This window comes from Cupriavidus metallidurans CH34, from assembly GCF_000196015.1.
In the GTDB taxonomy this organism is placed as follows: Bacteria; Pseudomonadota; Gammaproteobacteria; order Burkholderiales; family Burkholderiaceae; genus Cupriavidus; species Cupriavidus metallidurans.
The window spans coordinates 2,085,846-2,103,897 of sequence record NC_007973.1; the positions used below are offsets into that span (position 1 = coordinate 2,085,846).

At 62.2% G+C, this 18,052-nt stretch carries 17 protein-coding genes and 1 tRNA gene; 5 read left to right on the plus strand and 13 right to left on the minus strand.

All coding sequences use genetic code 11. The annotated features are described in order from the left end of the window. Window positions 1-43: 43 nt before the first annotated feature. The 6 genes from RMET_RS09615 to RMET_RS09635 all read right to left on the minus strand — a co-directional run bounded on the left by RMET_RS09615 (window position 44) and on the right by RMET_RS09635 (window position 4,739). Window positions 44-643: a TMEM175 family protein gene (locus RMET_RS09615; RefSeq protein ID WP_011516650.1), complete on the minus strand. Its 600-nt coding sequence runs from the start codon at window positions 641-643 to the stop codon at window positions 44-46. Between the two features lie 8 nt (window positions 644-651). Then, complete coding sequence (locus RMET_RS09620; RefSeq protein ID WP_011516651.1) at window positions 652-1,365, minus strand: YoaK family protein; 714 nt, start codon at window positions 1,363-1,365, stop codon at window positions 652-654. 47 nt (window positions 1,366-1,412) lie between these two features. Beyond that, on the minus strand, window positions 1,413-2,024 hold the full coding sequence (locus RMET_RS09625; RefSeq protein WP_232310521.1) for a hydrolase: 612 nt from the start codon (window positions 2,022-2,024) through the stop codon (window positions 1,413-1,415). A gap of 286 nt (window positions 2,025-2,310) precedes the next feature. After that, a complete protein-coding gene (locus tag RMET_RS32190; protein ID WP_011516653.1) occupies window positions 2,311-2,613 on the minus strand; it encodes a UBP-type zinc finger domain-containing protein in 303 nt (100 codons plus the stop codon). After that, window positions 2,610-4,262, minus strand: coding sequence for an FAD-dependent oxidoreductase (locus tag RMET_RS09630; protein ID WP_011516654.1), 1,653 nt, complete (start codon window positions 4,260-4,262; stop codon window positions 2,610-2,612). The genes RMET_RS32190 and RMET_RS09630 overlap by 4 nt, the downstream gene beginning before the upstream one ends. Window positions 4,263-4,355: 93 nt before the next feature. Beyond that, a complete protein-coding gene (locus RMET_RS09635) occupies window positions 4,356-4,739 on the minus strand; it encodes an OsmC family protein (RefSeq protein ID WP_008651585.1) in 384 nt (127 codons plus the stop codon). Between the two features lie 716 nt (window positions 4,740-5,455). Between RMET_RS09635 and RMET_RS09640 the strand changes: the two genes are divergently transcribed. Beyond that, a complete protein-coding gene (locus RMET_RS09640) occupies window positions 5,456-6,172 on the plus strand; it encodes an SDR family oxidoreductase (protein ID WP_011516655.1) in 717 nt (238 codons plus the stop codon). A 421-nt stretch (window positions 6,173-6,593) separates the two neighbouring features. Here RMET_RS09640 and RMET_RS09645 read toward each other — a convergent pair whose 3' ends face one another. The 6 genes from RMET_RS09645 to RMET_RS09670 form a co-directional block, all read right to left on the minus strand. Beyond that, a complete protein-coding gene (locus RMET_RS09645) occupies window positions 6,594-7,076 on the minus strand; it encodes a hypothetical protein (RefSeq protein ID WP_152560274.1) in 483 nt (160 codons plus the stop codon). A 456-nt stretch (window positions 7,077-7,532) separates the two neighbouring features. After that, window positions 7,533-7,619: transfer RNA gene (locus RMET_RS09650), tRNA-Leu, on the minus strand. 200 nt (window positions 7,620-7,819) lie between these two features. Beyond that, the gene (locus RMET_RS09655; RefSeq protein ID WP_008651583.1) at window positions 7,820-9,145 is read right to left on the minus strand and encodes an MFS transporter; all 1,326 of its coding nucleotides are present in this window, start codon (window positions 9,143-9,145) and stop codon (window positions 7,820-7,822) included. A 109-nt stretch (window positions 9,146-9,254) separates the two neighbouring features. Then, window positions 9,255-10,577 (minus strand): amidase, encoded by a 1,323-nt coding sequence (locus RMET_RS09660; RefSeq protein ID WP_011516658.1) that lies wholly within the window; start codon window positions 10,575-10,577, stop codon window positions 9,255-9,257. After that, a complete protein-coding gene (locus RMET_RS09665) occupies window positions 10,574-11,251 on the minus strand; it encodes a DUF2848 domain-containing protein (RefSeq protein WP_011516659.1) in 678 nt (225 codons plus the stop codon). Before RMET_RS09665 ends, RMET_RS09660 begins: the two co-directional genes overlap by 4 nt. Window positions 11,252-11,286: 35 nt before the next feature. Beyond that, a complete protein-coding gene (locus tag RMET_RS09670) occupies window positions 11,287-11,985 on the minus strand; it encodes a GntR family transcriptional regulator (RefSeq protein ID WP_017514871.1) in 699 nt (232 codons plus the stop codon). 229 nt (window positions 11,986-12,214) lie between these two features. On the opposite strand from RMET_RS09670, the gene RMET_RS09675 reads away from it, so the two are divergent. After that, window positions 12,215-13,000 carry an IclR family transcriptional regulator gene (locus RMET_RS09675; RefSeq protein ID WP_011516661.1) on the plus strand — a complete coding sequence of 262 codons (786 nt, stop codon included), beginning with the start codon at window positions 12,215-12,217 and terminating at the stop codon, window positions 12,998-13,000. 12 nt (window positions 13,001-13,012) lie between these two features. Here RMET_RS09675 and RMET_RS09680 read toward each other — a convergent pair whose 3' ends face one another. Next, complete coding sequence (locus RMET_RS09680; protein WP_011516662.1) at window positions 13,013-14,260, minus strand: Zn-dependent hydrolase; 1,248 nt, start codon at window positions 14,258-14,260, stop codon at window positions 13,013-13,015. Between the two features lie 279 nt (window positions 14,261-14,539). On the opposite strand from RMET_RS09680, the gene RMET_RS09685 reads away from it, so the two are divergent. The 3 genes from RMET_RS09685 (at window position 14,540) to RMET_RS09695 (ending at window position 18,052) form a co-directional block, all read left to right on the plus strand. After that, the gene (locus tag RMET_RS09685; protein ID WP_231138515.1) at window positions 14,540-16,117 is read left to right on the plus strand and encodes an ABC transporter substrate-binding protein; all 1,578 of its coding nucleotides are present in this window, start codon (window positions 14,540-14,542) and stop codon (window positions 16,115-16,117) included. Window positions 16,118-16,203: 86 nt separating this feature from the next. After that, a complete protein-coding gene (locus RMET_RS09690) occupies window positions 16,204-17,154 on the plus strand; it encodes an ABC transporter permease (RefSeq protein ID WP_011516664.1) in 951 nt (316 codons plus the stop codon). A 10-nt stretch (window positions 17,155-17,164) separates the two neighbouring features. After that, a complete protein-coding gene (locus RMET_RS09695; RefSeq protein WP_008651572.1) occupies window positions 17,165-18,052 on the plus strand; it encodes an ABC transporter permease in 888 nt (295 codons plus the stop codon).

An 18,052-nucleotide genomic window follows, 5' to 3' on the forward strand; every position in this document is an offset into this window, starting at 1 on the left:
AGGCTGGCCCGCATTTGACGCGGACGGCGCGCTTCCCAGCGGCCTATGAATCCCTGCCGCCCTGCCCCAGAAGATAGCGCTCGATTCGCGAATCGGGCAGAAACCAGAATGCAGCCATCGCAATCAGAATGAGTGTTGCCGCGATGCTGCTGAAGAAACTCACCACGATCGCCAATGCGTACACGACGAGCGATACCCTGCCCTTCCGATCCTTGCCGATGGCACCTGCGAGCATGGAGCCCTGTCCCTCCGATGCCATGATGACGCGCTGCAGAATCCAATAGGATATGGCGCACATAAAGAGCACAAAGGCGTACAGCGCGGTTGGAATCTCCGAGAATTCCGACTTGCCAGTCCAGGTGGTGGTGATAGGAATCATCGTCAGCCAGAACAACAGATTGAGGTTCGCCCACATGACCTTCCCGTTGATACCACGCACCATCTGGAACAGGTGATGGTGATTGTTCCAGTAGATGCCGACATAGATGAAGCTGAGCACGTATCCAAAGAAATGGGGCGCCTCTGCTCGTACGCCAGTCCAGTTGAACTCCGCTGGAAGCTGAATCTGATAGAGCATCAGCGTCAAGCTCACGGAAATCACTCCATCGCTGAATGATTCCAGCCGACTCTTGTTGATGGTCATGGCAGTGGTCAAATGAACTGCTTGCGGAACGCAAGGCTGGCCAGATACAAGATCGCCAGCGTGAAAGGCAGCACACTCCAGAAGCCGATGCGCATGTAAAGCACCGCGCCAAGGAACGCGCCCGCGACAAACCCGACGACGATGCTTCCGCTTTTCAGCACGGCGACCCCGTGTTCGCGGCTGAACGTGCGCACGAAGTTGGATAGATCGATGCCAAACTGCGTGGTGTTCCCCGTCATCATCGTGCTGGGGCTGATGTGCTTGATCAAGGTCTTGCTCGCCGTATTGCGGATTGCCAGAGCCATCAGGCCCAGGCCACCCGTCAGTGCCAGCTCACCCGCGCCGGGATCAAGGAGCGGATCGAAGTACAGTCCCACCAGCATGAAGGCGGACAGGAACACCGCCTCCGCCACGAACAGCCAGCCCAGGGTCTTGTGGGACTGGTTGCAGCGGTCGATCCACATCTTGGCCAGCATGACCGTGACGATGAATAGCGGAATGGCGCCCAGTTTCACCCACAGTCCCGCGCCCCCTTTCACAAGGGCCGCGCCTGCCAGCACCAGGTTGCCCGTCACATGGGCGGTGAAGAAGCCGAGCAAGGCGATGAAGCCGATGGTGTCGATGGCGCCACCCACGATGGTGAGCAGCACTGCCGCGCGGCATTGCGCCCACAGGCTGGCTGCCGGGTTGTCGTGGGATTGCGAATCGCTGATGGCCGTCATATCCGTTACGTCCTCCGAAGAGCATTGAGCGCCTGCGTCACGGACGCTCACGCCGGTTTGATCATGTCACGCGCATACGCCAGACCCGTGCCGTACCCACCACCATGCTCCACCACAATCGCGCGAGCCTTCTCATAGGTTTCGTGGCGGGTCCAATCCCGCTGGAATTCGAGCAGGAGCTGAAGCCAGGAGGTCATGACTGCGCCAGCTGCCGCCATCCGTCGCAACGCGAGTTCATGGCTTGTCGGGCTCAGTCCACCACAGGCATCGGCCACGACGTAGACCTGATACCCCTCTGATAACGCGGAAAGAACCGGGAAGCTCACGCAGGCCTCCGTCAGCAAGCCCGCAATGATCAGCGTACGCTTTCCGGTCGCCGTGATCGCATTGCGCACCGCATCGTCTTCCCACAGATTCATGTTGCGCCGTTCGATCGGGTTGACGTCCTTCAGCACTTCCCGGAACGCTGGCATCAATGGGCCGCTGTACACCTTCGAGGCCGAGGTCGAAACCACAACCGGCAAGTCGAAGGCGACCGCCGTCTTGGCAACCGCAAGCCCGTTGCTGCGCAGAATCTGCGGGTCTTGAGATCCCGCAGCAAACGCCAGGCCCGCCTGCTCATCAACGAGGATCAGGGCGCAATCGGCAGGGTCGAGCAACGGTAGTTTGGACATGTGGATTCTCCTGTGTGTCTGGGACTGCAATCTCGTTGCAATCCTGGGGCTGCGCAGCAAGTCTATTCAACTAAATTCAGCAATTGAACCTGCGTTGCGCGGTTGCACTGTTTGGCGGCGTTTTTGGCTTGTTTTTGCGCCATGCGGGGAACTATAGCGGCGGACCCCGGACTTGAATCGTCGGATTCACGCACAAATCAATCAAATTTTTTGAACTTCGAATTTCATCCAGCGACGCGCTCCAAGGGCGGCGCGACTGCACACCCGGCCATCAGACGAACCGTGGAATCGGCCCTAGCTGCGGCGTCTGGTCCGGAAGCGTGACTTCCTCCCGATCGACGTAGCACCACCCCCATCCCTCAGGAGGGTCGTATCCCTCGATGATTGGATGTCCGGTTTTCTCGTAATGCGCACGGGCGTGCCTGAGGGGAGAGTTGTCGCAGCAACCAACGTGACCGCACGCCCGGCACAACCGAAGATGCACCCACGTGCTGCCCACGTTCAGACATTCTTCGCAACCCCGGGCGCTTGGTACGACGTCACGGATCGTATCCGCATGGTCACAAGTTTTCACGCCGCCTCCTTGGCCTGCTTGCTGAGGTAATTGTGGATCTGTGAAATGGCGGCAGCCCCATCGCCGACTGCGGCGGCCACCCGCTTGGTCGAGCCCGCTCGGACGTCGCCGATGGCAAAGACTCCGGGCATGCTGGTCTCGAGCGAAGACGTCGATCCACCAGTCAAGATGAAGCCCTTGTCGTCCATCGCTAATGAACCGTTGAGCCAGCAGGTATGCGGTGTCGCGCCGATGAACAGGAAGAGATGGCAGATTTCGTACTGCGTCAACGCCGCGCTGGCGCGATCGCGAACTGTGGCGCTGGCAAGCGTCTCACCATGGGGTGCGAGTCCGATCAGATCCGTGCCGACATGAATGTCGACGTTGGGTAACGCAGAAATACGATTGATGAGGTAGCGCGACATCGTCTCCGAAAGCTCTCGCCGCACGAATACGTGAAGCCGCTTCACGTGCGGAGCAAGAAACACGATCGCCTGGCCCGCCGAATTGCCGCCGCCGACAAGGGCGATTTCCTTGCCTGCACACAAGCGCGCTTCGATCGGAGATGCCCAATAGGAGACCCCAGCGCCTTCGAAATGCCTGAGGCCGGCGATGTCTGGTTGCCGGTAGGCAGCACCTGAAGCGATCACGACAGTGCGCGCTGCCACTGTCGAGTCATCGGAGAGCCCCAGCGTCAGCCGATCCCCATCGCGATCCAGCCGCCCCACACTCACGGGGATGGCCACCTCGGCCCCGAACTTCAGGGCCTGGGTGAATGCGCGGCCTGCGAGCGCCTGCCCCGAGATGCCGGTCGGAAAGCCAAGATAGTTTTCGATTCGCGCCGACGCTCCGGCCTGCCCGCCCATGGTGCGCTCGTCAAGAACGATCACCGAGAGGCCCTCCGAAGCGCCATAGACCGCAGCCGCCAACCCGGCCGGACCCGCACCCACAACGGCAACGTCGTAGGTTTTCCGCTGCTCGATCTTGGGGAGAATGCCGAGGCAGGCCGCCAGTTCACGCTCGTCCGGCCGCTTCAATACTGCGCCACCGGGGCAGACCACCAGCGGCATGTCGGTAGGAAGAAGCGCCATCCGCTCGACGAAGCTACGCCCATCACCGTCGACCCGAGGGTCCATGATGTGATTGGGGTAGCCGCCACGGGTCAGAAATCCCTGCAGGCGCAGAAGGTGCAAATCATCTGACGCACCAATCAAAATCGTACCCGAGCCACCATGCTCGATCAGGCTGACGCGCCGCAAGATCAATGCGCGCATGACGATTTCGCCAACCTCCGCCGATCCGATCATCAGCGCGCGCAAGTGCGGTGGATCGAATGGCAGCAGCGTGGCGCCGTCCGGACCCGCCTGCGCCAGCGCAAGCGACGCACGGCCATCGATCTGACTGACCTCTCCGGTAAACTGCCCCGCGCGATGGGTAGTGATGGGCGCGCTCTCGTCCAGGCCATTGCGGCGCAGAACATCAATGGAACCATCCAGCACGAGCCAAACCGGTACGTTCCTGTCCCCCGTGGCAAAGACAGTCTCACCCGATGCGAACACGCGCGGCGGACCGCTTGCGAATCGGCTAGCCGCCTCAACCTGAATCGGCGTCAGAACGGGAAACATCTGATGTCTGCGCGACCCGACACCGCCTGTATTCTGCTGGATCATATGAGCGCTCTCCTCTTCCGCCCAGCGTCCGGCGGGTTCGTTGCCAGCCAGCTCGGGAATGCCTGAAGGCGGCCTGCCTGAAACACGTCGACGTCAAGCCAGGCGCGTGTCGATCGGCAACCCGGACCGCAGCGTCTTCGTGACGGGCGTTCGCTCGGCAATCTCCGCCATGCGCATTCGCTGGCTCTCTTCCAAACCTTTCATGACAAGCGTCCGCTCGATACGGAGCGCGTCAGTCCCGACAAGCCGCATGGAGACCTCCAGCGACTCCAAATGCCAGCCCTTGCGCTCGGCATACATCCTGAGTGTGATGGCAGTACACGCTCCCAAGCTTGCCAGCAATAGATCATAGGGTGCCGGGCCAACCCCTTGCCCGCCGAGCGCACGGGGCTCATCGGCCGTGATGGCGTGGCCCGATACCATGATGCTCGTGCGATAGCGCGACGTCGATCCAATCTGTGCTGTGCCAAATGTCATGGTTCCTGTCTCCACTTCACCATGGGGATGCGGGATGAACTAACTTTGGCTGAGTATTCGTGCAAACCGGCCGATAGATCAATCAACCTTTCGTATTGCTAGACTGGCGCGGCGGCTGTTGGCGCTACTCAATCATTGGGGCGACGGAGACAGCGTGCCGCAATGCAGCAAGTATCCATGCACGTCATGACGAGGGAGCTGGAGATGGCCGACCAAGCCCGATCCAGAAAACTGGCAGGGTCGAACAGTTACGGATGCGCGCGCTGGATCGTTCCGCCCACGACCGCACGGAGATGGCGCCCCGTCCACTCGAATCTGGGCTATTACGGCTTTCGCGCGTACGCATAGCTGACCAGTAGCGGTCTAAGCCAGGAATTCGCGTTGAACCACGCCAGGGGCTAGCCGTGGCAGTCATCATCAACTCTGCTGGCAACAACCCGGCGCGCCCATCAGACTCCGTCCTGCGGACGATCGATGTTTGGGCTGAATCGATCATTCCGTGCCGTGCGCAACAGCCCAGAGCCAGCGAGGCTCAAGCGCTGGGCAGTCGGCAGAGACTGACCAAGAGCCGTCAGTTAGGCCGGCGCGATGGGGGCGTTGGAACACAGCCCGGCCACAAAAGTGGCGCTCCACGTAGCGCTGGCATCAGTGCTTCTTTGGCTTCCGCTGTTCCTGCTTCTTGTACCATTACTCGCTACTTTGATCGGGAACATGACATGGCGGAGCGGCGAACAGCTCTTGTAACTGGCGCAACGAAGGGGATTGGACTGGCCTTGAGCAAGCATTTGCAGCAACTTGGCTGGAGCGTTATCGGCGTTGCCCGCCATGCAATTGAGGGCTTTCCCGGTCAGCTTCTTACAGCTGATTTGGCGGACATCCAGCAAACCGACGCAGTACTGGCCCAAGTCGTGGCGGCATCAAGGATTGATGCGGTGATCAATAACGCTGGCATCGCCCTTCCGCAAAAACTGGAATCTCTCGACCTGCCATCTCTCCAAACGGTATTCGACTTGAATGTGCGCGCTGCAGTTCAAGTTACACAGGCTTGCCTTCCCTCATTGAAACAGTCGCCAGCAGGACGCATCGTGAACGTTTGCAGTCGCGCGATTCACGGCGCACGCGATAGAACGTCATATGCTGCCGCAAAGAGCGCGCTGATTGGGGTCACCCGTACTTGGGCCCTCGAACTCGCACCGCTCGGCATTACCGCCAACGCCGTTGCTCCGGGCCCGGTTGAAACGGAGCTCTTCCGTTTGACGCACCCCGTCGGTAGCGACGAGGAGAAAAGGATTCTCGCTACGATTCCCATGCAGCGACTGGGCAAGCCGGAGGAAGTAGCGTCCTTGATCTCGTACCTCATCTCGGACGGGGCCTCCTTCGTTACTGGCCAGGTGATCGGCATAGACGGTGGCGGAAGCTTAGGGGGACGCTAACATCCCGCATCATGACGGACCCCGCATCGACCTGGTTAATGGCGACGTCGCAGCTTCCAGAGAAATTGCGACTTGTCGCGGCACATACGTTCGCCACTCGGCGGTCTTCATGTGCCGCGGCAATTGGTTAATATCGACGTTTAGCGCGACTTTCGACTCGATGCATAGCGTCCAGCCTTCGTCGGGATAAACCCACGCATCCGGCAAGCTGCGACGCAGATCATCTGGCTTATCCGAGTCCGCCCCCCTGCCAACTCTGCTCGACAATGCACAAGACTTGACCGCGAGGCGGGAGCTTGCCCGTCGCCCACTGGATGAGTCACGCCATCAGGCCGCGATCAGCTTCAAGGCAGCACGCCAGCGCATGAGTGAGCCAGTTCTCCGGCTGGACGTACTGATCAAGGGTGTTACGCACGGTCGCCTATTTCCATTCGAGTCCAGACGAATCGAACTCAAACTGCTGCCTGCCAGACTGGAAAAACTGAACCTCGACGATGACCTTCTTCGAAGATTTCAGGGCCTTGAGGAATTTGGCACTAGCTTCGACGAAGATGACATCGCTGCGTCCAGAATCAGTGCCCGCACCAGCGTAGGTTTGAACTTGTCCTTCGTCGAACTTTGCAGAAACCTTGCAGCCACTGTAGCCGCACGGAATCTGCCCTTTGTCGACCTGGAGTATGACCTCGTCTTTGGCACCAGACTTCTTGCGGATCATGATGTTCAACCGGGTGCCTGGTTTGTAGGGAAAATCTAACGGCACAAGGTTGTCACTTGCCAGAGCGGCATACTTGACCTTGGTGCCACGCATCTTGTCTTCATTCTCGGAGTACTCCCACTTTGCGAAGACCGACACGCTAAAGCAGGCCAGACCTACCAGTGCGACAATTTTTTGCATGGCTCCCACGTCGGTCTCCCAGTTATTTGCATGTGAGGGATTTTGCCCAACTTTAGACGTTGCCACATCTATGCGATCGCCCCCCCCTTCCGCGAGAGGATCCCTCCGTCTTTTCATGTGGAATACGCTCTCAGCAAGCTTCTGCCGCTGTCAGACGTGGACTAGGCAGTAACAGCGACGCCATCGTTAAACCGATCGGCCGTGTATGTGACCCTTGACATAGACTTGCGCTCGCCAATCGTTCGCAACCTTTGGGATGAATGCCATAGAAACACCGCGGGGAGTTCGCGGCAAAATTTCGGGGAGCGCGGCGTGATTCCACAGTGTCGTGGAGTGATGTGTGGCGGGTGATGCGATAACGCGCCAAATTCCCGCCAGGCCTTGCTGGGCTTAGGATTGCGGCGTCTGGTGGTGCGACTTTGCGGGGGAGTGTAAAAGTTACTGATGAGTAACTTTTTAGATAAGTGGTGCGAGGGAGGGGACTCGAACCCCTACACCATTGCTGGCGTCAGGACCTAAACCTGGTGCGTCTACCAATTTCGCCACCCTCGCGGTCCTTGGACGGTGGTCGACAAAGCAAAAAAGGCGGCTGGAACTGCCCGCCTTTTCTTGCTTGCGGCGACTAGGCGCCGGGACACCGTCCGTGCCGCTGGCGTAACTTCTGCCTGCGGCGCAATAAGGAAGCGGATTGTAACGCAAGGCGGCAGGGGAATCCAGTCCCCTGCCCGCCCTGCGGGCATCCTGCGCCGTGATCAGTGGCGGGCGCGGATGAAAGCGATCACCAGTACCGTCGCGCAGGCTTCCAGTGCGGCCACAAAGTACAGGCCGCCGGCCAGTTGGCCGGTGCTGGTCTTGAACCAACCAATCATGTACGGCGCCACGAAGCCGGCCAGATTGCCAATCGAGTTGATCAGCGCGATGCCGCCTGCGGCTGCGGTGCCGGCAAGGAATGCCGACGGCAGCGACCAGAACACCGGGAAGGCGGCCAGGATGCCGATGGAGGCGATCGTCAGCGCGATCAGGGCCAGCACGGCGCTGTGGAGCAGGAAGCCGGTCAGCGTCAGGCCCACGGCTGCCACCAGTGTTGCCATCGCGCAGTGCATGCGGCGCTCGCCGGTGCGGTCCGAGTGGATACCGTTGAGGACCATGGCGATGGTGCCGGCCACGAACGGGATTGCGGAGACCAGGCCGATTTGCAGGTTGCCCTGTACGCCGAGTTCCTTGATGATCGATGGCGACCAGAATGCGATGGTGGCGTTGCCGCTGACGACGCAGAAGTAAATCGCCGCGCAGATCCACACGCGTGCATTGGCGAAGGCGTCCTTGAGGGACGAGTGCTTGTTGGGGTCACGCGCCTCAGCTTCCACGTCGCGCGTGACGATGGTCTGCTCCTGCTGCGTCAGCCACTTCGCGTTGACCGGTTTCTCCGGCAGATACATCAGCACCGCGATGCCCGCCAGCACCGAAGGGATCCCTTCGATCACGAACAGCCATTGCCAGTTGGCCAGGCCATCCACACCGTCCATCGCGCTCATGATGAAGCCGGCCAGCGGGCCGCCCACCACGCCGGCAATTGCGAACGAGGTCATGAACAGGCCATTGATGCGTGCGCGACGCGCGGCCGGGAACCAGTACGTCAGGTACAGCACCACGCCCGGGAAGAAGCCCGCCTCGAAGACACCGAGCACGAAGCGCAGCGTATAGAACTGCATCGGCGTCTTCACGAAGATCATCGCCATCGACGCCAGGCCCCAGAGGATCGTGATGCGCGCCAGCGTCTTGCGGGCGCCGATCTTCTCGAGCAGCAGGTTGCTCGGCACCTCGAACAGAAAGTAGCCGATGAAGAAAATTCCCGCGCCCAGCCCGTACACGGCCTCGCTGAACTGCAAGTCCTGCAGCATCTGCAGCTTGGCAAAGCCGACGTTGACGCGGTCGATCCAAGCCAGGATGAACAGGAAGACCAGGAAAGGGATCAGGCGCACGGTAATCTTGCGATACGCCTCGTTGCGTTGCTGAGCCAGTTCCGCGGCAGGCAGGCTCTCCGGGGCGCCAGGGGCGCCGCTCATCACGATGGACATCTGTGACTACTCCTTGGGTGTGGTGGGCGGGGCCGCGCTGCGTTGGCGCGGCCCTCTCGGTCTTGCGTTGTGCTAGCCGTGGGATCCGGCGGAAAGAAGGATCAGCGCATCAATCGAAGGCGCGTTCGATGGCCGCGGCCACCTGCAACACGCGCGCGTCACTGCCATGCAGGCCGCACACGCCGAGGCCAATACCTTCGCCGGCTGGCAGTGTCGCCGCACAGCCGTCGAGGAAATTGATCACGCTTGCATTGCGAAGCACCAGGCCGTTGACCGCGAAGAAGTCTTCGTCGCGTTCGAGGGCATCGAGACGCGGCGGGCGTACGGCCACGGTCGGCATCAGCCATGCATCGGCGTCACGCAGCAAGACGGCGGCACGCTGTTGCATCGCGCATCGCGCGGCCAGCAAGTCGATGTAATCCGCCGCCGACTGCTTCTCGCCCCGGCGAATGCGCTGTGCCACTCGTTGGTCGTACTGGTCACCCTTGGCCGCCAGCAATGTGCGATGCCAGGCCCACGACTCGGCCGCGGTCAGGCCTCCACCGCCATTGATCTCCGGCAGGCGGCGCAGTTCGGGGAAGTCGAATGGAACGATCGTGGCGCCCTGGGCTGACAGCCTTGCCAGTGCGGCTTCGAACGTCTGCGCCACTTCCGGGTCGAGACCATCGCAGACGAAATCGCGCGTCACGTAGAAGCGCAGTCCACGCAGGTCCGCCGCGCGGGTATCCAGCGTCTCGCCGCTCAGCACCGCATCCATCGCCACGCAACAGGCAACCGAGCGCGCCAGCGGCCCTGCGGAGTCGAGCGACGTCGACAACGGCACTGCGCCGTCCAGCGGCACGCGACGCGCCGTCGGCTTGAAACCAGTCAAGCCGCAGAATGCCGACGGAATGCGGATCGAGCCGCCGGTATCGGTGCCGAGCGCAGCGACAGCCATGTCTTCGGCCACGCTCACCGCACCACCCGATGTCGATCCACCGGCAACACGCTCGGGGTCGAACGGCGTGCGCGGCGTGCCGTAGTGCGGATTCAGCCCCAGGCCCGAGAACGCGAACTCGCTCATATTGGTACGGCCGATCAGCACCGCGCCAGCGGCACGTAGTCGCGCCACGGCGGGCGAGTCAGCCTGCGCCGGCGCACCGCCGTCGAGGGCCTTCGATCCGGCACGCGTGACCTGACCGCGAACGTCGAACAGGTCCTTGATCGAGATCGGCAGCCCGGCCAGCGGCGAGGCCACAAGGCCCGCGCTGCGCGCCTGATCGGCCGCACGTGCCTGGGCCAGCGCGCCTTCTGCATCGACCATCATGAAGGCCGATCCGCCCGCCTGCTGATGCCGGGCGATATTAGCCAGCGCGGCCTCGGTCAGCCCCACGCTCGTGGTGCGGCCTGCAGCCAGCGCTGCGGCCAGTTGGGCAATGGTCGGCGCGCTCATTCGGCCACCGCCAGTGATTCCACGCGATATGCATGGCGCAGCGTGCGGTTGCGCACGGGGTCGTGCAGTTCCACTTCGAACGCTTCGCCATGGCCCAGTTCGCCGATCACTGCCTGCGTGCCGCAGAACATTGCGGTGCCCACGGGCAGTTGCGCCTCGCCGGTCAGGCGCTGGATCAGGTTGCGCGGGTCCAGCAGGCGCGTCACCTTGCCTTCCTGATACAGCGAACGCTGACCATCGCGCACGCGCCAGCAACGCATTTCCAGCACGTCCCAGTGGTCGGCCACCTCGTCAAAACGCCAGACTTCGCGGCCCATCGGCTTGGCGCACATCTGCTTTGACACCGTCACGTCATAGGCCTCGACCTTGCGATCGGTGTGATCGGAACCGATGCCGATATAGAGTCCGTCTGCGCCCTGCAGCAGCACGAACTCGGTTTCGCCCGAGGAATCGTCGCGCGGCACTTCGAGCACGTCGTCGGTGGTCAGCAGCGAGGCGGCCAGCGGATAGAACGTCGGCACGGTTGCGGGCGGCTTGACGCCGAGCGCCTTGAGTTCGTCGATATGGTGCTGGACGGCGTCCATGTCGCGGCCGGTCCAGCCAGCGATGATCAATCGTTCGATGTCGAGGGCGAGCGCGCCCCCGCCGGCTACCTGAAGATGCAGTGTCGGCATTGCGTACTACCTTGTTACGAGGGGAAAAGGGTCGGTCAGAGTGTCCGGATGATGTTCTTCCGGAATTCGTCGATATGTTCGCGGATGGCCTCGCGCACCGCCGGCACGTCGCGCCGCTCCAGGGCGTTGACGATCTCCAGATGCTCCTGGTATACGTTCTCCAGGTGCTGCGGATCCGACAGTGAGAGGAACCAGAAACGCGCCTGCTTCTCGTGCAGGCCACGCAGCAGATCGGCCAGCACGCGGTTGCGCGAGGCGGCCGACATCGCCGTGTGGAACTTCAGGTCCAGAGCGGCCAGCGCTGGGATATCGCGCCTGGCGATCAACTCGGGCGAGCGGTCGACGATGTCGCGCATCGCCTTGAAATCGCTGTCGTGACCGCGTTCGCAGGCCAGGGTGGCGCACAGCACCTCATTGGTCGCGCGCACTTCGATCATGTCGAGCACTTCATTGAGCGACAGCGGCGTCACCAGCACGCCCTTGCGCGGCAGGATCGATACCAGCCCTTCCACCTCCAGGCGATGCAGCGCCTGATGCACGGGGGTACGACCAAGACCGAGCAACGCGGCCACCTGGGCCTCGTTCAGCGGCTCGCCGGGCCGGAACTCGCACGAGATGATGCGACGCTTGATCTCGGTGTATGCGTGTTCGCGCATGGCCGCGCCGCTCTGGGCGGGGGTCGGGATTGTGGGTTCGGCGTCGGCTGCGCCGACCAGTCGGATGGGATTCGCCACGGCAGATCGGAATCTGTTTGATGTTGCAGTGATACTAGTGTGATATTTCACTGAGCACAACCCGAGAAATTGTAGGGGTAAACACCAAGCAGCTTCGCAAATAGGCCGGCTCACGTATCATGGGCAATCGGTCTGAAATCGATAATCGATTCGACCGCATCTTGGTGCAATACATCTACATCGTGGTGCAGCGGGTCACGCCGATGGTGCCAACTTCAGGTCCAAGACCATGACCACCGACGACAAAGAACGCCCCGACCCGCTGTTCAACCAGTCCCTTGAAAAGGGCCTCGAAGTACTGCGTGCATTCAGCGCCGTGCATCGCACGCTGACGTTGGCCGAGCTGGCAGCACTGACAGGCATGACCAAGAGCTCCGCCCAGCGCACGATCCACACGCTGGAGCGGCTCGGGTACGTCGACAAGCATCCCCAGACGAGGCGTTTCCGGCTGACGCCCAGAGTGATGGAGATCGGCTACAACTACCTTGCCGCAGACGCCCTGATTCCGATCGCCAGCCCCTACCTCTCGCAACTGGCCAATGCCAGCGGCGAGACCGCCAACCTGACCGAGCCTGTCGGCCTGGAGATGGTCTACATGGCGCAGCTCGTGACCGCCAAGCACATGCCAGTGCTGACGCCGGTGGGCATGCGGATTCCGATGTACTGCACAAGCTCGGGACGCGCCTACCTGAGCACGCTGCCGGACGAACGTGTGCGAGCGATGCTTGAAGCGTCTGCGCGCACGCCACGCACGCCGGTCACGCTGACCGACGTCGAAACCATCTTCGAGCGCGTCGTGGCGTGCCGCACGGTCGGTTACGCGTGCAACGAGGAGGAACTGTTCCTGGGCGATATGGGAATTGCCGCGCCGGTGGTGAACAGCCGTGGCGAGGCAGTGGGAGCGGTCCATGTTTCGCCACCAGCCAGCCGCTGGACCATGGTCGACGCGCAGAAAAAGCTCGGCCCGCTGGTGGTCGAATGCGCGTGGGCGATCTCGCGATCGATCGCCCACTGAGCCGGCAGGCGCTTATCGCGCGTGTTCCAGCATGGCTCGCAGCAGGACGTTGGCACCGGCTTCGATATGCTCGGGCAGCGCGTCCTCCAGCTCGTTATGGCTGATGCCGTCCTTGCACGGTACGAAGATCATGCCAGTGGGTGCGCGCTGTGCCACGTACACCGCATCATGTCCGGCGCCACTGACCACATCCATGTGCGGCAGATCCAACCCAACCGCCGCGCGGCGAACGCTATCGACGCACGCCGGTGCGAACAGGCAGGGTTCGAACTTGACCACCTGCCGAATCTCCACGTCTACGGCCGCCGCATCGGCAATACCGGCGAACGCCCCACGCATCGCTGCGTCCATCCGGTCAAGGCCATCTTGCGAGAGATGACGAACATCCACCGAGAAATCCACGCGCCCTGGTATCACGTTGCGCGAGTTCGGCGTGACCTCCAGGAAGCCCACCGTGCCGCGGCCATGCGGCGCTTCGTCGCGCGCAATGCGATTCACCGCCTCGATCATGCGCGCCGAAGCCAGCAGCGCGTCGTGACGCAAGGCCAGCGGCGTCGGGCCTGCATGCGCATCCTGGCCGGTGACCGTCACGTCGTACCATTGCTGCCCAAGTGCCCCCGATACCACGCCGATCGGTAGGCCAGCCGCCTCCAGGACTGGCCCTTGCTCGATATGCGCCTCGAAGTAGGCCGAATACATGCCACCGGGCACTTCACCCGCACGCTGCGTGCCGCGATAGCCGATAGCTGCGAGCGCATCACCAACACTCACGCCGTCTCGGTCTTGCTGCCGTCTGGCGAACTCCGCATCGAATACGCCCGCGAATACGCCCGATCCCATCATCACGGGCGTAAAGCGCGTGCCTTCCTCGTTGGTCCAGATCGCCACCTCCAGCGGTGCACGTGTGGCAATGCCCAGATCGTTGAGCGTGCGCATCACTTCCAGACCCGCCAGCACGCCGAAATTGCCGTCGAACTTGCCGCCGGACGGTTGGGTATCGATATGGCTTCCCGTGGCCACCGCTGGTGCGGTGGGGTCTGTGCCGGCACGTCGTGCGAACACATTGCCGATCTCGTCCACGCGCACGTCGAGCCCAGCCTCGCGGCACCAGCTCGCCACGAGGTCGCGGCCCTTTCGGTCGTCTTCGGTCAGCGCAATGCGGCACACGCCACCCTTAGGCGTGGCGCCGAGCGCGCCCAGATCCATCAGCGATTGCCACAGGCGTGCGCCATTGATGCGAGGAGTGAATTGCGAATCCATGTCTGTGTTGTCTGCAGTGAGTGAACATCAACCTGGGTACGAGCAAGAAGCAGACCACTGACAGGTGCGGACAGTCTCGGCCATGACCACCCGTCGATGGTGCATGGCCACTGGCACATCAATTGCTTGACGGAGCGATGTCCATCCACAGCCCATTCCGTTTCAGGAGCCCCGCCCGTGACCTACTCCACGCCCTCCCATTCGAAAGGCCTTTCCGCCGCGATTCGCACTGTCTCCGCCGCCGTCACGTTGTCGCTGCTGGCCCTGCCCGGCGCCGCGATGGCCGAGAAGGTGCTCCGCATCGGCATGACGGCCGCTGACATCCCGCGCACACTCGGCCAGCCCGACCAGGGTTTCGAAGGCAACCGGTTCACCGGCATCCCGATGTATGACGCACTCACCCAGTGGGACCTGTCGAAGAGCAACGGCCCAAGCCTGCTGATTCCCGACCTGGCAACCGAATGGAAGGTCGACGACAAGAACAAGACCGAATGGACGTTCAAGCTGCGCCCAGGCGTGAAGTTTCACGACGGCTCGCCGTTCAATGCCGATGCCGTGGTCTGGAACGTCAACAAGGTGCTCGACAAGACCGCGAAGCAGTTCGACCCCAGCCAGGTTGGCGTCACCGCTTCGCGCATGCCCACGTTGCGTAGCGCGAAGAAGATCGATGACATGACCGTGCAACTCGTCACGTCAGAGCCGGATTCGTTCCTGCCGTACAACGTGTCGAACCTGTTCATGGCGTCGCCGACCCAGTGGGAGAAGAAGTACGCGGCGGTCCCTGCCTCCGTGACCGAGCCGGCGGAGCGCAGCAAGCAGGCATGGGTGGCCTTTGCGGCAGATGCATCGGGTACGGGCCCATTCAAGATGACCCGATTCGTCCCGCGCGAACGCCTGGAGCTTGCCAAGAACCCCGCCTACTGGGACAGCAAGCGGGTGCCAAAGATCGACAAGGTCGTGATGCTGCCGATGCCCGAGGCCAATGCACGCACCGCGGCACTGCTGTCAGGCCAGGTGGACTGGATCGAGGCCCCGGCACCTGATGCCATCGCGCAGATCAAGAGCCGTGGCTTCGATGTGTACGCCAACGCGCAGCCGCACATGTGGCCATGGCAATTGTCATTCGCGCCGAATTCCCCGTGGCTCGACAAGCGCGTGCGCCAGGCCGCGAACCTTTGCGTGAATCGCGCCGGCCTGAAGACACTGCTCGGCGGCTACATGGCCGAGGCCAAGGGCATCGTCGAAGCCGGAAACCCGTGGTGGGGCAATCCGGCATTCACCATCAAGTACGACCCCGCGGCCGCGCGCAAGCTGATGACGGAGGCCGGATACTCCGCCGCCAAGCCGGTGAAGGTAAAGGTCCAGGTATCCGCATCGGGCTCCGGCCAGATGCAGCCGCTGCCCATGAACGAGTACGTACAGCAAAACCTCAAGGAGTGCTTCTTCGACGTGGACTTTGACGTCGTCGAATGGAACACGCTGTTCACGAACTGGCGCATTGGCGCGAAGGACGCGAGCGCGCATGGCGCCAACGCGATCAACGTGAGCTTTGCGGCGATGGACCCTTTCTTTGCCATGGTCCGCTTCGTCAGCACGAAGACGCAGCCGCCGGTTTCGAACAACTGGGGCTACTTCGGCAACGCGGAGTTTGACAAGCTGATCGAGACCGCGCGCACCTCGTTTGGCGAAAAGGAACGAGATGCCGCGCTGGCAAAACTCCACGCGCGCATCGTTGAAGAAGCGCCATTCGTGCTGATCGCCCACGATGTGGGCCCGCGAGCGATCTCCCGGAAGATCAAGGGGGTGGTGCAGCCGCAGAGCTGGTTCATCGATATCGCGACGATGTCTATCGATTGACGGACTCGCCGCAGTGCCCTCCTCCGCGGAAGGGGGCACTTTCCCGCGCCAACGTATTTGCCTATTCCGCAAGCCGGCCATAGACCATGACTTACCTGCTTCGCCGCATCGCATATGCCCTGCCGATCCTGCTTGGGGTCGCCCTGCTCTGCTTCTCGCTGGTCCACATTGCCCCCGGCGATCCCCTTGTGTCGGTGCTGCCACCCGATGCATCCGAGGATCTGCGGCGACAACTGACCGCGCTGTACGGGTTCGACAAGCCGTTTCTCGAGCAATTCCTCCATTGGCTGCTGCGCGCGCTGCATGGGGACCTCGGTACGTCGATCGCCACGAACCGGCCCGTGATGAGCGAGGTGTCGGTAGCCGTCGTCAACTCCGTGCGCCTGGCCGCCGTCGCCACGCTGATCGGCTTCACGTTCGGCTGCCTGTTCGGCTTCGTGGCCGGCTACCTGCGCGATTCGGTGCCCGATCGTGTGGCGTCGTTCCTGTCGGTACTGGGCGTCAGCATTCCCCATTACTGGCTCGGCATGGTGCTGGTGATTGCGTTCTCCGTGCTTCTGGGATGGCTGCCGGCCACCGGCGCCGGCCCTAACGGCTCGGGCGACTGGGGTTGGGATTGGGAACACATCCAGTACATGCTGTTGCCTGCGGTCACGATGTCGGTGATTCCGATGGGCATCGTGGCGCGCACCATCCGCGCACTGGTGGCCGAGATCCTGTCCAACGAGTTCATTGCCGGCCTGCGTGCGCGCGGATTGTCGGACCTTGCCGTATTCCGTCACGTGGTCAAGAACGTTACGCCGACGGCGCTCTCGGTCATGGGCCTGCAACTGGGCTATCTGCTTGGCGGCTCGATTCTGATCGAAACGGTGTTCTCCTGGCCAGGCACCGGCTTCCTGCTGAACTCCGCCATTTTCCAGCGCGATTTCCCGTTGTTGCAGGGCACGATTCTCGTCCTGGCCGTGTTCTTCGTGATGCTGAACCTGCTGGTCGACGCGTTGCAGACATTGTTCGACCCCCGTATCCAACGCAACTGAGGACGCCACGATGGAAATGACATTGAACAAGGCCGTGGCACCGCTTCCCGTGGAGCGTTCACCCGGATACTGGACCACGGTCTGCCGCCGGCTGCTGCGCAACAAGCTCGCGATGCTGGCCGCACTGATCCTGATCGTGCTTGTCCTGACGGCGATCTTCGCGCCGGCGCTGATGCCTGCCGACCCCTATGCGTCGTCGATTCTCAAGCGATTGAAGCCGATCGGCTTCGACGGTCACCTGCTTGGCACCGACGAACTGGGCCGCGACATGCTGTCGCGCCTGATGCTTGGCGGGCGGTTGTCGCTATTCATGGGCATCACGCCGGTACTGCTCGCCTTCCTGATCGGCAGCACGATCGGCATCGTCGCCGGTTATGCGGGTGGCTGGACGAACACCGTCATCATGCGGCTCACCGACATCCTCTATGCGTTTCCCTCGGTACTGCTGGCCATCGCGCTATCCGGCACACTGGGCGCGGGGGTTGGCAACGCATTGTTATCGTTGACCATCGTGTTCGTGCCGCAGATCGTTCGCGTCGCCGAAAGCGTGACCACGCAGGTACGCAACCGGGAATTCGTCGATGCCGCCCGCGCCTCGGGCGCATCGTCGCTGACCATCGTGCGCGTGCATGTCCTCAACAACGTGCTCGGCCCAATCTTCGTTTATGCCACGAGCCTGATCTCGGTCTCGATGATCCTGGCTTCCGGGCTGTCGTTCCTGGGGCTTGGCGTCAAGCCACCGGAGCCCGAATGGGGCCTGATGCTGAACACCCTGCGCACCGCCATCTACACCCAGCCATGGGTGGCCGCGTTGCCCGGCGCGATGATCTTCCTGACCTCGATCTCGTTCAACCTGCTGGCCGATGGCATTCGCTCGGCCATGGAAATCAAGGAGTAA

Coding starts and splice junctions, on each gene's coding strand:
- RMET_RS09685 (WP_231138515.1), top strand. CDS start 14,540: ATGGCCGAGAAGGTGCTCCGCATCGGCATGACGGCCGCTGACATCCCG.
- RMET_RS09680 (WP_011516662.1), bottom strand. CDS start 14,260: ATGGATTCGCAATTCACTCCTCGCATCAATGGCGCACGCCTGTGGCAA.
- RMET_RS09665 (WP_011516659.1), bottom strand. CDS start 11,251: ATGCCGACACTGCATCTTCAGGTAGCCGGCGGGGGCGCGCTCGCCCTC.
- RMET_RS09630 (WP_011516654.1), bottom strand. CDS start 4,262: ATGATCCAGCAGAATACAGGCGGTGTCGGGTCGCGCAGACATCAGATG.
- RMET_RS09660 (WP_011516658.1), bottom strand. CDS start 10,577: ATGAGCGCGCCGACCATTGCCCAACTGGCCGCAGCGCTGGCTGCAGGC.
- RMET_RS09695 (WP_008651572.1), top strand. CDS start 17,165: ATGGAAATGACATTGAACAAGGCCGTGGCACCGCTTCCCGTGGAGCGT.
- RMET_RS09690 (WP_011516664.1), top strand. CDS start 16,204: ATGACTTACCTGCTTCGCCGCATCGCATATGCCCTGCCGATCCTGCTT.
- RMET_RS09635 (WP_008651585.1), bottom strand. CDS start 4,739: ATGACATTTGGCACAGCACAGATTGGATCGACGTCGCGCTATCGCACG.
- RMET_RS09620 (WP_011516651.1), bottom strand. CDS start 1,365: ATGACGGCCATCAGCGATTCGCAATCCCACGACAACCCGGCAGCCAGC.
- RMET_RS09675 (WP_011516661.1), top strand. CDS start 12,215: ATGACCACCGACGACAAAGAACGCCCCGACCCGCTGTTCAACCAGTCC.
- RMET_RS09640 (WP_011516655.1), top strand. CDS start 5,456: ATGGCGGAGCGGCGAACAGCTCTTGTAACTGGCGCAACGAAGGGGATT.
- RMET_RS09615 (WP_011516650.1), bottom strand. CDS start 643: ATGACCATCAACAAGAGTCGGCTGGAATCATTCAGCGATGGAGTGATT.
- RMET_RS09655 (WP_008651583.1), bottom strand. CDS start 9,145: ATGTCCATCGTGATGAGCGGCGCCCCTGGCGCCCCGGAGAGCCTGCCT.